Here is a 12,022-nt window from a genome sequence, read left to right as displayed (position 1 = left end):
CTTTTTAAATACTATTTCACATATTGTATCTCTTAAATAATTTAAATAGAATCCATTTAAAATAAAATAGGGAACTTTTATATATTTTAAACACATATCCTTCATGCAATCAGAGGGCATACCATGAACGCAAAAGAATTTCTATCCAAATACAGGACCATAATAATTATTATATTACTATTTTCAATGATGTTTTACTTGAGGACAGAATCTGTGAATTTATCCAGCGTTCCTCAAGACATGAAAAGCTTTTATCAAGACGAAAACGGACTTCCATATTTCAGTGAAATGGATTCTTATTATAACTATCGTATGACTCAGGATTTCCTGGATCATGGATATTTAGGAGACACCATATTGGACGGAGTACCATGGGATCTGCATTCATATTACCCCCCTGGAAGAGCAGCGGATTATCCACCTTTAATTGTTTATGTAACAGCCATGGTTTATAAAATTGTGAATGCATTTACCAGTGTGTCGTTGATCACAGTTTGTTACTGGATGGCGGCTTTTATAGCCTCTTTATGTGTCATTCCAGCTTATTTATTTATCAAAAAAATAACCAACGACTTCGGAGGAATTACAGCTGCTATTTTAGTAGGTACGGCACCCACATATTTCTCCCATACATTTGCCGGATTTTTTGATACAGACATGTTTAACATGCTGCTTCCCCTTCTGGTGGTTTGGTTCTTTGTAGAAAGTATTAGGGTTAGTGACATTAAAATGAAAGGAATTTATGGTGTTTTATCTGCTGTATCTATGTTAGTATTTTCCATGGCCTGGGTAGGTTGGTGGTACCTTTTCTACCTCATAATAGCCACAGTAGTAATATATCTAATAGTTCTCAAACTATTCTTTAAAGAGAAAAAAGAGAAAAAAGAGACTAATAAACCAGATAAAACAAAGATTGATGGATCATATATCAAAAAATGGTTGTTTGATCATCCAGAAATTATGTCACTCCTAATCTTTGTGGTTCTAAGCTCCCTTTTTATAGGTCTATTCTTTGGATTTTCTAAGTTTGCATCATCACTTTTTGAACCATTTGGATTTGCACAGATACAGTCTGTAGTGCAAAATACTGCTTATCCAAATGTTTATGTCTCAGTATCAGAACTACAAATACCCGGCTTTTTGGAAGTAGTGTACGGTGTTGGGGGTGTATTACCTTTTGTGATGGGAATATTAAGCATTGTACTACTAATTCAGATGATAAGGGGAAAAGGTCCTGGCAAAAAGAAAGAAGAAGTTAATTCTGATAAAAAATCTAAAAAACGTAAAAAGAAAAATAAAAAGGCAAAGAAATCACAAGATGCCGCTACTAAAAAATCAGAACCATCGACTCCTTTTTTAACTGAGGATAAGAAGAATTATCTATTATACATCGTGCTCTTCGCTTTATGGCTTTTAATCACTGCTTATGCAGTTACCAAAGGTGTTAGATTTATTGCTGCATTTTCGTTACCTATAGCTCTGGGTACGGGTATTTTTATTGGAATTGGAGTACTTTATTTAAGAAACTATATCAAAAATCCCCGCTATTGTGCCATTGTAGCCTTATTAATCATAGCAGTAGTATCTTATCAATCAGTTTCTGGTGCCTATTCCATATCAAGTTCAGTAGTTCCTGGTACCGATGACTCTATGGTTAACTCCTTAAAGTGGATAAATCAAAATACTTCAAAGGATACAGTTATAACCTCCTGGTGGGACTTTGGCCATCTATTTGCGGCAGTTGGAGATAGGCCCGTCACATTTGATGGTGGATCTCAAAATACTCCACGAGCATATTGGGTTGGAAAAGCCTTAATAACTAATAATGAAAGTTTATCTGCAGGAATACTGCGAATGATAACTTCGAGTGGTGATGAGGCATATCTCACACTGGATAATTACACAAAAGATACAAAAAAGAGTGTGGAGATATTGGATACTATTTTAGGTGTTGATAAACAAGCCGCCCAATCAATATTAACTACTCAATACAATTTAAGCTCAAGTCAAGCATCTACTATCCTTAAATATACTCACCCAGATAATCCTGCGCCTTTTGTACTTATAACCAGTGGGGATATGGTTGGTAAAGCTGGTTGGTGGTCTTACTTTGGAAGTTGGAACTTCGATAGCAATCAGGGAACCCAATATGGATATTACCCAGCAGTTGCAAGTGCACCAGAACAAGTGATCAACAATACCACCATAATCCAAACCGTTAACATTGTGACAGAAGAAGCAACTGTGGGTGTTATAGGGCAGATCAACGGGACAAACATTACTGCAGTAATAGCAGCCAAACAAGGTGAAGAACAACAAGCAATAGAGCCTCACAAGCTAATTATTATTGAAAATGGAGAAGTTGTAAAAGATGAATTAGTTTCAGAGGACAGCCCTTTAAGTATTCTCTTAATAAAAGAGAATGATACGTATACTGCAGTGATAATGAACAAAGAACTGGAAGATTCCATGTTCACCAAATTGTATTATATGAAAGGAACAGGTCTGGAATTGTTTAAATTAGCTAAAGAAGATGGAGAAGTGTTAGTCTGGAGTTTATAGTATAACTTACTCCTTTAATACTTACTCCTTGATTTATTTATTAAAATTAAATGTAAAATACTAAAAATTGAAAGATTTATCAAAAGCCAATCAAAGTTAATTTAGAAGACTTATTAATCCCCATCTAGAATAAAAAAAGTATAAATTAATCATTAAACTCTTAAAATAGAATTATTAATAAAATAAAATTATTAAATTTTATTTGCCTAACTTTGCTTTGAATATGTCAGTAGCACTGATCATTCCTACGATCTGATCATTTTCTTCTACGAGAAGTCTCCATACAACATTTTTTACCATGGTATCTGCAGCTTCTTTTAAAGTGGCCTCAGGAGAAATGGTTACTAACTCTCGCTCTAGGACATCCCAAACTTTAATCTCACTTAAATCATCACCTTCAGCTATTGCTTCCAGAACATCCCACGTTGTAACAATGCCTATGTTTTCATCTCCCTTTGTAACGATAAAGCTTCCTCTTTCCCTTTCAATCCCGTTTCTGAGAACATCTTCCAAGTTAGCATCCTCATTTATAGTATCCATTTCACTAATCATGATATTTTTCACTTTCATAAAATCGCCCAGATTAATTATGAAAGTTATTTAATATAAAATTTCATGGAAAAGAATAAATAAAAGAATTACGGTGAAAAAAAGTAAATAGTACGTATACCTAATAGAAAGTGTCTAACTAATATGATATTAAACTTTTTTTAACAACTTTTAACTAGTTTTATGTGAGTTTTATGGACATCGATGATAAAATACAAAAAATTGAAGAAGAGATCAGGAAAACACCCTACAACAAGGCCACATCTCACCATATAGGGAAACTTAAGGCAAAGTTATCTAAACTTAAAGAAGAGTCCCTTCAGAGAAAAAGTGGAGGAACCAAAGGTAAAGGTTTCCATGTGAAAAAGAGTGGAGATTCCACGGTAGTTTTGGTTGGATTTCCTTCCGTTGGAAAATCAACACTATTAAATGATCTGACTAATGCTGAATCAAAAGTTGGGGCTTACGAATTTACCACTTTAGATATAATTCCCGGTGTTATGGATTACAAAGGGGCTAAAATACAAATATTTGATATCCCTGGAATAATCACTGGTGCATCCACAGGTAAGGGGAGAGGAAGAGAAATATTATCCGTGGCACGTAACGCAGACTTGGTAGTTATGGTGCTGGATGTTTTCAATCCCCATCATGTAAACATAATAAAGAGGGAACTGGGAAGTGTGGGTATCCGTCCTAATGAACAAAAACCGGACGTAACCATTAAAAGAAACAAGTTAGGCGGTATTCACCTTTCTAAAACAACGAAATTAACACAGATAGATGAAAAGACCATCCGTTCGATACTTAATGAATATGGAATACATAATGCTGACGTGCTTATACGGGATGATGTAAATATAGACCAGTTTATTGATGTTTTAGAAAGTAATCGTTGTTATATCCCCACATTAGTTGTTTTAAATAAAATTGACTTGGTTGATGAGGATTATCTAAATAAACTGAAAGAAAAATTTCCAGATGCTATTCCCATATCTGCAGATAGAAATTTAAATATTGAGAAACTTAAAAAAGAAATTTTTAATAAATTGGAGCTTATCAGAATTTATTTAAAACCACAGGGCAAGAAAGCAGATTATGATGAACCACTTATCATTAGAAAAGGATCTAATGTGAAAGATGTTTGTTCGAAACTTCACCGGGATTTTGTTAAAAATTTCAGACACGCTAAAGTTTGGGGTTCTTCAGTGAAATTTGAAGGCCAAAAGGTGGGTTTTGAACATGTTTTAAATGACGAAGATGTATTAAGAATAATTGTTAAAAAGTAACCTATAGTTAGAAACATAATAAGTTCTATAATAAAATAGTAGTAGTAATTTCAATTAATTCAAAAAATAATAATACTTACATTTTTTTAACGTTTTAATGTTAATGAGTGAAAATTGAAGTTTAGTGGTGTAAAAATGGAATTAGATGATATAATCATATCTAAAGCGATAGTTGAAGAATTTACGAAAGAATTCATGGATTATATGGAGGTTGATGTGGCTATTGGGGGTGGTGGCCCCTCGGGACTTGCAGCAGGGTATTATCTTGCTAAATCCGGTTTGAAAGTCGCACTTTTCGAAAGGAAACTCAGTATTGGTGGTGGAATGTGGGGCGGAGGTATGATGTTCAATAAAATAGTCGTCCAGGAAGAAAGCCGCCGAATTTTAGATGAATTTGGAATTAATGCCATTTATTATAAGGATAATTATTATGTTGCTGATTCAATTGAAACAGTTTCTACATTATGTTCCAAAGCAACTAAAGCTGGTCTTAAAATATTTAACCTGATGAGTATTGAAGATGTTATGATTAGAAATGAAGAGATTAAAGGATTGGTTCTAAACTGGAGTGCAGTTGAAATGGGCGGATTGCACGTTGATCCATTGACCATGCGTTCTAAAGCAGTTGTAGATGCTACAGGCCATGCCTGCGAAATTGTCAACGTAGTCCAAGATAAAATTGGACCAAAACTCAATACCGAAAACGGAAAAATAATGGGTGAAAAGCCTATGTGGGCTGAAATAGGTGAAAAATCCATAATGGACAATACTAAAGAAGTTTATCCTAATCTTTACGTTACTGGAATGGCCGCCAATGCAGTTTATGGATCTCCAAGGATGGGCCCTATATTTGGAGGAATGTTACTCTCTGGTGAAAAAATAGCAGAAATATTAATTGAAAAATTAAAATAAGCCTCTAAATAAATCAAATATTGTTAAAAAATAATAGATTCAAAATTATGCCGAAATTAATTCTAATCACTGGAACTCCAGGGGTAGGAAAAAGCACCATAGCTTCTATGCTTGCTAAAAAAATAAATGGACATCTTATCCCCATTAATCAAGTTATTAATGATAAAAAATTGTATACTGGTTATGATCGTGAGAAAAACTTTAAAATTGTTGATTTAAATGCTTTATGCAGTGAAATGGAGAAGATCATTGCTGAAAATCAACATGATGTTCTAATTGTAGAGGGGCATCTTTCTCATTATATTGAAAAAGCAGATATTGTAATTGTTTTAAGAACCAATCCTCAAATTTTAGGGGAACGACTAAAACAAAGGGAATATAGTGCAGATAAAATAAATGAAAATATGGAAGCCGAAGCTATTGATTTATGCACGTTTGAAGCTTTTGAAATTCATGGCCACAAGGTAAATGAGATAGATAACTCAGAACTTTCGCCTGATGAGGTTGTGGACCTGGTCATTGAAATAATAAAAGGTAATAAAAAGTTTCAGGTTGGTAAAATAGATTTTTCGGAGTTTTTGATGGAATATAAAAATACTTTATTAAACTAATATAAATTAGATGAGAATATAGAAAAGCTTTTTAAATAGGTATGAACATACCATTTATAATATTCTTCTTGAAGTATATTGATTAGGAGTTTTAAATGAACTGATTACTGATCTTACTCTTATATTTTAAAGAATAATTGGTAACATATTTTATATATTCTCGTCTCTAGAGTTTTGAAACGAGGTTAAACTTTGAGGAGAGGAAGAAGACCAAAATGGATGTTAAAAATAGCTAGAGAAAGGATTAACATTCTTTTTAGATTGGCAGATAAAGAGTTTCAAAAGCATCCTGAAAGATCAAATCGTTATGTCAAATTAGCTAGGAATATAGCCACCAAGTATAATATTAAAATGCCCCAAATTTGGAGGCGTAGATTCTGTAAAAACTGTTATTTATTCCTAAAACCAGGATATAATTGCAGGATACGGTTATCTAAATCTTGTGTAGTTATCAGTTGCCTTGAATGTGGGAATGTAATGAGAATTCCCTACATTAAAGAAAAGAAGAATAAAAGGAGAGAAAAAGTTGAGTCATACACAATCAAAAAAAGAGCTAATGAACCGAGCTCTTTCTGCAATGACAATTAATATAGGGAAGTCAGGAATAAACGAAAACGTTATAGAAGAGATAAAAAGGCAGCTTAAGGATAAAGAAATTTTAAAATTAAGATTCTCAAAAAATATATCATCCCAGAAAGAAAGTTATATTAGCCAGATAATTGAAAAATCAAATTCTAAACTTATTGATTTAAGAGGAAATGTTGCTGTAATAATTAAGAAAAAAAGGTAATTAGGAGGATAAATATGACTACAGTTTACGATGTACCTGCAGATTTACTAATAAATCAGGTTTCAAAACAATTAAAAGAAGAAAAAGAAATAAAACCCCCAGAATGGGCTGATTTCGTTAAAACAGGAGTTCATAAAGAAAGAAGGCCAGAGAATTCAGATTGGTGGTATGTAAGATGTGCTTCCATTCTTAGAAGAGTTTATATTGATGGTCCTACAGGCATTAACAGCCTTAGAACTTCCTATGGTGGAAAAAAGGATCGTGGATCCAGCCCAGAAAAGTTCAAAAAAGGAAGCGGATCAATTATAAGAGTTAGTCTTCATCAGCTTGAAAAGGCAGGATTAGTAGAAAAAGTTGAATCTGGGCGAATTATTACTGCAAAAGGAAAATCATTCCTGGATAAAGCATCAAATGCAGTAAAAAAAGAAGTTCCGGAATTAGCACAGTATTAAGTTCAATTTTTTGAATTTTCTTTTCCAATTTAATATTAATATGGAGGTTTAGTATTGAGTGACATCGAAGATATACGCCGTAAAAGAATGCAGGAATTACAGCAGAAAGCTGCCGAATCTGAATCACAAGAACAAGCACGACAAGAAATTGAAATGCAAAAAAAACAGGTTTTAATGCAAATATTAACGCCTGAAGCTAGAGGGCGGTTAGCAAATCTTCGACTTACCAAACCCGAGTTTGTAGAACAAGTCGAACTACAAATTATCCAGTTAGCCCAGATGGGGCGAATTCAGTCTAAAATAACAGATGAACAGCTTAAAGAACTTCTTAAAAAACTAACTGGACAAAAAAGAGAAATAAATATTACTCGAAGATATTGAAAAAATGAAAGCCTGTGTGCTCTATAGTGGTGGAAAAGACAGTTCACTGGTTTCAGTCCTGCTTAAAAAATTAGGATATGACGTTGAACTTTTAACAGCCCATTTTAGTGTTTTTGATTCATGGATATCTGCAAAAGAATCTGCAGAATCCCTAGGATTTAAACATAACATTTTAAAAATGGAAAAAAAGATACTTGAAGATGCCATATTATTGATACTAAAGGACGGCTTTCCAAATAATGGAATTAACTACATCCACAAAAAGACCATAGAAACTGTTGCCGAAAAATACGATGTTGTGGCTGATGGCACCAGAAGAGATGACAAAGTTCCTAAACTTGACATTAATGAAATAAGAAGTTTAGAAGATAAATATATGGTAGAATATGTAACTCTTCAAGGTTTTGGTCACAGAACTATTAATCATTTGGCTGAAAATCTTTTTCAAATAAAGAAGGAAGAGAGTAGTGTTAAAAATTCGGACTATGAGACAGAAATCAGGTTTTTAATTAAGGAAAGAGAAAGTGAAGAAATTGCCAATTCCTTGTTTCCAAAACATTTTCAAACGAGAGTAGTTGGTTGGAAATAGTAAAAATATTAAAATTGAAAATAGTGCTGAAATAATTATGAATAGATTAATTGAAATGAAATGTTATCTTTATTAATCATATAACATTAATCAGGTGGACATAATGAGTAGAAATAAACCATTAGCTAAAAAATTAAGGCTTGCTAAAGCAAATAAACAGAACAGACGTGTACCTCTATGGGCAATGTTGAAAACCAATAGAAAAGTAAGAACTCATCCAAAAATGAGACATTGGAGAAGAAGTAAGATTAAAGCATAGGAGGGGTTTTAAATGGAAAAAATCTACGTGATACCACTTAGAAAAGTAAAAAATGTTCCAAGGACAATAAGAGCCCCAAGAGCAATTAGACAAATCAAGGAATTCATACAAAAACATATGAAATCAGATGAAATAAAATTAGATGCCTCTGTTAACGAAAAAATATGGGAAAGAGGAATACAAAAAATACCTCCAAAAATAAAGGTTAAAGCCGTTAAAGAAGAGGACGGTACTGTAGAAGTCACCTTAGCTGAATAGGTGATTAGATGATTAGAAGAATAAATCTGAACGGGAATCCAAATATAGGTGTTTCAGTTTCGGCAACTGATGATTTGGCTATTGTCCCTATAAACATGCTTGATTCCGCTACTGACATTATAAAAGAATGTCTTGAAGTGGATATAATTAAAACTTCCATAAGTGGAAGCAGCCTCGCTGGCGCATTATCGGTTGGAAATTCCAATGGAATTTTATTATCTAGATATGCTCTTGACAGCGAAATAGAAAAGATTAAAAAATCAGATGTTGATGTAGGACGGATACCAGACAGATTTACAGCAGTAGGAAATATTATACTTGCAAACGATAATGGAGCCATAGTGAATCCATTGCTTTCAGATGAATCTGTTGAGGTTATAGAAACAGTTCTAGATGTTGATGTGGTTAAAACAACGGTAGGTGGTTTTAAAATTACCGGATCTGTTGGAACTGCCACCAATAAAGGCGCATTACTACATCCACAAACATCTAAAAGTGAATTAGAACTAGTTGAAAAAATAATGAAAGTTCCGGCAGATATTGGTACTGTGAATAATGGAGTAGGATTAGTTGGTGCCTGTACTGCTGCCAATTCAGAAGGAATTATAGTCAGTCAGGATACTACCGGACCAGAACTTGCAAGGATAGAAGAATCACTAGGTTTTCTTGAGGGATATTTATGAAGACAAAAATATTTAGAATTCAGGGCAAATTTATGATGGGTGAAAACCTTCAGCCTTTTACTAAAGAATTAAAAGCAATTAAAGAAGAGGACATATACGAAAAAATTTATTCAGAGTTTGGAAGCAAACATGGTATTGGTAGAGATAAAATAAAAATAGAAGAAATCTCAGAAATTTCCATAGACGAAGCACAAGACACGGTTATAAAAACATTGGCACGCAGGTGATCTTATGGAAGATCAGCAAAAGTTACAGGAAATTGTAAACGAATTAAATCTCTATCAAAGTCAGGCAGAATTACTGCAACAACAAATTGAAACTATCCGAGTTTCTATTTCAGAATTAGAAATTCTAGAAGATACTCTCGATAATATAGAAGGAGAAGAAGGTGCAGAAGCGTTTGTGCCTATTGGTGCCGGATCATTCATACAAGCAGATTTGAAAAATACTGATCAAGTTATTATGAGCATTGGGGCAGGTGTAGCTATAAAAAAGAAAGTAACAGACGCCAAAGAGACCCTAAAGGTTCAAAAGGAAGATTTGCAAAAAACAGAGAGTAAAATGATTGAAAACTTGCAGAAACTCTCAGATATAATCGTGAAACTCAGCCCTCAGGCTGAAGAACTTCTACAGAAAGTTAGAGGAAGTGAAGAATAGTTGTTTGATTCTTTAAAGAAGAAATTCAACGGTGCCATAGGAAAAATATCAGACAAGGTATCTAAAGAGGCTGAAGAAGAAGCTGAACAAAAAGCTGTAGAAACTTCTCCAGAAGATAAACCTGAAGAAGAAATAAAAAATGCCTCTGAAAACAAAATCGAAACTTCAGAAGAATCAGATGATGTACCAATTAAGAAATCTTTTATACCCTGGAAAAGGGATAAATCATCTGAAAATGAAGAAATAGAAGTTGGAAATGAAGAAATTTCGTCCGAAATTGAAGATGAAACTTTAATTGCTGATGAAAAATCTGGTATCCTTTCTTTTATTCGTGAAAAGACCATATCTGATAAGGATGTGGAAGATATTCTATGGGAACTTGAAATGTCTCTTTTAGAGAGTGATGTTGCCCTGGAAGTTGCTGAAAAGATTATAAATTCTGTGAAAGAAAATCTTGTGGGTAAAAAGATTAAAAGAAGAAGTGATGTTGCCAAACTCACCAAAAAAGCCCTCAAACAAGCCATCTCTGAAATATTAGATGTTGAAGGTAAGACCATTAAAATTTTGGTTGATGAAAAAAAATCAAAAAACGAGCCACTCATTGTAATGTTTGTAGGTATTAATGGAACTGGCAAAACAACGACTATTGCCAAAATTGCAACTTATTTTATTAATGATGGTTACCATCCCGTTATTGCTGCCTCTGATACATTCAGAGCAGGTGCAATCGAACAAATAACTCACCACGCAGATAAGATAGGCGTGAAAATAATTAAACATAAAAAAGGTGCTGATCCTGCCGCAGTTGCATACGACGCAGTATCACATGCCAAGGCCAAAACCAGAGACGTGGTGCTAGTAGACACTGCTGGTAGAATGCAAACCAATGTAAATCTCATGGATGAGATGAAAAAAATAAAAAGAGTCATCAGCCCTGATCTCATACTATTTGTGGGAGATGCATTGACTGGAAACGATGCGGTGGAACAAGCCCTTAAATTTAATGATGCTGTTGGTATAGATGGTATTATACTTACCAAAGCCGATGCAGATTCTAAAGGAGGGGCAGCTCTTTCCATAGGATACGTAATTAACAAGCCCATTATGTTTCTTGGAACCGGCCAATCTTATGAGGATATAATGGAATTTAATCCAGATTGGATGGTTGAACAAATCATAGGTGCTTAAAAATACTTATTTTAACTCCATTTATCATTAAAACTTCAAAGTTTTTATTTTGTACCACCATAGACAGCGAAATAGTAATATTTCCATACAATATCTATGCCTTTAAATCCAGCTTTATTCATCCATTTTATATGTTCTGTTAATTTAGCAGGTATATCTTCATCTTTATGTTTGGGAAGCCATTTTTTCTCTAGTTCCCCCTTTGAAATCTTTTTCATCATATGATTGGTCCATTTTTCCATATAAATTTCCTGTAATTTATCATTAGCACCTAAAACAGTATCTGCATTATAAAAAACTCCACCAGGAACTAATGAATTATAAATATTTTTATATATACTCTCTTTATCCTCATTCGTCAGATGATGAATAGCTAATGACGAAACAACAACGTCAAAATCTCCTTTAAAATCAAAATCACGAAAATCCAGATTTTTATAGATTATATCATCGTATTTTGATAATTTAATTTTAGCCATTTCAATCATGTTCTCGGCCAGATCAAGGCAGGTGATTTTTGAATTAGGAAACCTCTCTTTAATCTTAGAAGAAATATTACCGGTTCCACAGCCGAGATCTAATACTTTAATATCTGCTGCTTCTGGGAAGGGAATAGTTTCTATTAGTACTTCAATCATCTGCTCATAAGAGGGTATAATTACTTTTATTATTCTATCAAATTCATTTGCTTCTTCTTCAAAATGGTTTTTTACATTTTTCAATTTTATCACCGCCATAGGGGAGCATTAAATAAAAAATTTATCTTGCTTAAAGATATTGGCTATAAAATATGAATTCTACGAACACAATACTTACAGGTATATTGTTCTTTAACTATGATA

General features: G+C 33.4%; 17 protein-coding genes. 15 read left to right on the top strand and 2 right to left on the bottom strand.

Annotation, left to right across the window (positions count from 1 at the left end):
- Window positions 1–123 precede the first annotated feature (123 nt).
- Complete coding sequence (locus tag CIT01_06795; GenBank protein ID AXV37925.1) at window positions 124–2,562, top strand: peptide transporter; 2,439 nt, start codon at window positions 124–126, stop codon at window positions 2,560–2,562.
- Window positions 2,563–2,760: 198 nt separating this feature from the next.
- Here CIT01_06795 and CIT01_06790 read toward each other — a convergent pair whose 3' ends face one another.
- The gene (locus CIT01_06790) at window positions 2,761–3,132 is read right to left on the bottom strand and encodes a CBS domain-containing protein (GenBank protein AXV37924.1); all 372 of its coding nucleotides are present in this window, start codon (window positions 3,130–3,132) and stop codon (window positions 2,761–2,763) included.
- A 173-nt stretch (window positions 3,133–3,305) separates the two neighbouring features.
- Here CIT01_06790 and CIT01_06785 point away from each other — a divergent pair, with 173 nt between their 5' ends.
- The 14 genes from CIT01_06785 (at window position 3,306) to CIT01_06720 (ending at window position 11,180) form a co-directional block, all read left to right on the top strand.
- Window positions 3,306–4,400: a GTP-binding protein gene (locus CIT01_06785; GenBank protein AXV37923.1), complete on the top strand. Its 1,095-nt coding sequence runs from the start codon at window positions 3,306–3,308 to the stop codon at window positions 4,398–4,400.
- Between the two features lie 135 nt (window positions 4,401–4,535).
- Window positions 4,536–5,312 (top strand): ribose 1,5-bisphosphate isomerase, encoded by a 777-nt coding sequence (locus CIT01_06780; GenBank protein AXV37922.1) that lies wholly within the window; start codon window positions 4,536–4,538, stop codon window positions 5,310–5,312.
- Window positions 5,313–5,359: 47 nt separating this feature from the next.
- Entirely contained in the window at window positions 5,360–5,923 is a 564-nt protein-coding gene (locus CIT01_06775; protein AXV37921.1) for an adenylate kinase, read from the top strand.
- 192 nt (window positions 5,924–6,115) lie between these two features.
- Window positions 6,116–6,511 (top strand): ribonuclease P, encoded by a 396-nt coding sequence (locus tag CIT01_06770; GenBank protein ID AXV37920.1) that lies wholly within the window; start codon window positions 6,116–6,118, stop codon window positions 6,509–6,511.
- Entirely contained in the window at window positions 6,480–6,713 is a 234-nt protein-coding gene (locus tag CIT01_06765; GenBank protein AXV37919.1) for a ribosome assembly protein YhbY, read from the top strand. Before CIT01_06770 ends, CIT01_06765 begins: the two co-directional genes overlap by 32 nt.
- Before the next feature lie 14 nt (window positions 6,714–6,727).
- Window positions 6,728–7,165 carry a 30S ribosomal protein S19e gene (locus CIT01_06760; protein ID AXV37918.1) on the top strand — a complete coding sequence of 146 codons (438 nt, stop codon included), beginning with the start codon at window positions 6,728–6,730 and terminating at the stop codon, window positions 7,163–7,165.
- Between the two features lie 54 nt (window positions 7,166–7,219).
- Window positions 7,220–7,546: a hypothetical protein gene (locus CIT01_06755; GenBank protein AXV37917.1), complete on the top strand. Its 327-nt coding sequence runs from the start codon at window positions 7,220–7,222 to the stop codon at window positions 7,544–7,546.
- Window positions 7,547–7,550: 4 nt separating this feature from the next.
- Window positions 7,551–8,135, top strand: coding sequence for a hypothetical protein (locus CIT01_06750; GenBank protein ID AXV37916.1), 585 nt, complete (start codon window positions 7,551–7,553; stop codon window positions 8,133–8,135).
- Between the two features lie 103 nt (window positions 8,136–8,238).
- Window positions 8,239–8,394, top strand: coding sequence for a 50S ribosomal protein L39e (locus CIT01_06745; protein AXV37915.1), 156 nt, complete (start codon window positions 8,239–8,241; stop codon window positions 8,392–8,394).
- Between the two features lie 12 nt (window positions 8,395–8,406).
- Window positions 8,407–8,652: a 50S ribosomal protein L31e gene (locus CIT01_06740; GenBank protein AXV37914.1), complete on the top strand. Its 246-nt coding sequence runs from the start codon at window positions 8,407–8,409 to the stop codon at window positions 8,650–8,652.
- Window positions 8,653–8,660: 8 nt separating this feature from the next.
- Entirely contained in the window at window positions 8,661–9,335 is a 675-nt protein-coding gene (locus tag CIT01_06735) for a translation initiation factor IF-6 (GenBank protein ID AXV37913.1), read from the top strand.
- Window positions 9,332–9,562, top strand: coding sequence for a 50S ribosomal protein L18a (locus CIT01_06730; protein ID AXV37912.1), 231 nt, complete (start codon window positions 9,332–9,334; stop codon window positions 9,560–9,562). The genes CIT01_06735 and CIT01_06730 overlap by 4 nt, the downstream gene beginning before the upstream one ends.
- Window positions 9,563–9,566: 4 nt before the next feature.
- Entirely contained in the window at window positions 9,567–9,992 is a 426-nt protein-coding gene (locus CIT01_06725) for a prefoldin subunit alpha (GenBank protein AXV37911.1), read from the top strand.
- Entirely contained in the window at window positions 9,993–11,180 is a 1,188-nt protein-coding gene (locus CIT01_06720) for a signal recognition particle-docking protein FtsY (GenBank protein AXV37910.1), read from the top strand. It abuts the gene before it with no gap.
- A 44-nt stretch (window positions 11,181–11,224) separates the two neighbouring features.
- On the opposite strand, the gene CIT01_06715 is transcribed toward CIT01_06720, so the two are convergent.
- Window positions 11,225–11,902, bottom strand: coding sequence for a methyltransferase type 12 (locus CIT01_06715; GenBank protein ID AXV37909.1), 678 nt, complete (start codon window positions 11,900–11,902; stop codon window positions 11,225–11,227).
- Window positions 11,903–12,022: the final 120 nt, after the last annotated feature.

This window comes from Methanobacterium sp. BRmetb2 (genome assembly GCA_003491285.1).
Taxonomy (GTDB): domain Archaea; phylum Methanobacteriota; class Methanobacteria; order Methanobacteriales; family Methanobacteriaceae; genus UBA117.
Note: the sequence above shows the minus strand (reverse complement) of the source record. Positions and strands in the feature narration are given on the sequence as shown.

Coding starts and splice junctions, on each gene's coding strand:
- CIT01_06780 (AXV37922.1), top strand. CDS start 4,536: ATGGAATTAGATGATATAATCATATCTAAAGCGATAGTTGAAGAATTT.
- CIT01_06775 (AXV37921.1), top strand. CDS start 5,360: ATGCCGAAATTAATTCTAATCACTGGAACTCCAGGGGTAGGAAAAAGC.
- CIT01_06745 (AXV37915.1), top strand. CDS start 8,239: ATGAGTAGAAATAAACCATTAGCTAAAAAATTAAGGCTTGCTAAAGCA.
- CIT01_06760 (AXV37918.1), top strand. CDS start 6,728: ATGACTACAGTTTACGATGTACCTGCAGATTTACTAATAAATCAGGTT.
- CIT01_06735 (AXV37913.1), top strand. CDS start 8,661: ATGATTAGAAGAATAAATCTGAACGGGAATCCAAATATAGGTGTTTCA.
- CIT01_06750 (AXV37916.1), top strand. CDS start 7,551: ATGAAAGCCTGTGTGCTCTATAGTGGTGGAAAAGACAGTTCACTGGTT.
- CIT01_06795 (AXV37925.1), top strand. CDS start 124: ATGAACGCAAAAGAATTTCTATCCAAATACAGGACCATAATAATTATT.
- CIT01_06730 (AXV37912.1), top strand. CDS start 9,332: ATGAAGACAAAAATATTTAGAATTCAGGGCAAATTTATGATGGGTGAA.
- CIT01_06790 (AXV37924.1), bottom strand. CDS start 3,132: ATGAAAGTGAAAAATATCATGATTAGTGAAATGGATACTATAAATGAG.
- CIT01_06765 (AXV37919.1), top strand. CDS start 6,480: ATGAACCGAGCTCTTTCTGCAATGACAATTAATATAGGGAAGTCAGGA.
- CIT01_06740 (AXV37914.1), top strand. CDS start 8,407: ATGGAAAAAATCTACGTGATACCACTTAGAAAAGTAAAAAATGTTCCA.
- CIT01_06785 (AXV37923.1), top strand. CDS start 3,306: ATGGACATCGATGATAAAATACAAAAAATTGAAGAAGAGATCAGGAAA.
- CIT01_06725 (AXV37911.1), top strand. CDS start 9,567: ATGGAAGATCAGCAAAAGTTACAGGAAATTGTAAACGAATTAAATCTC.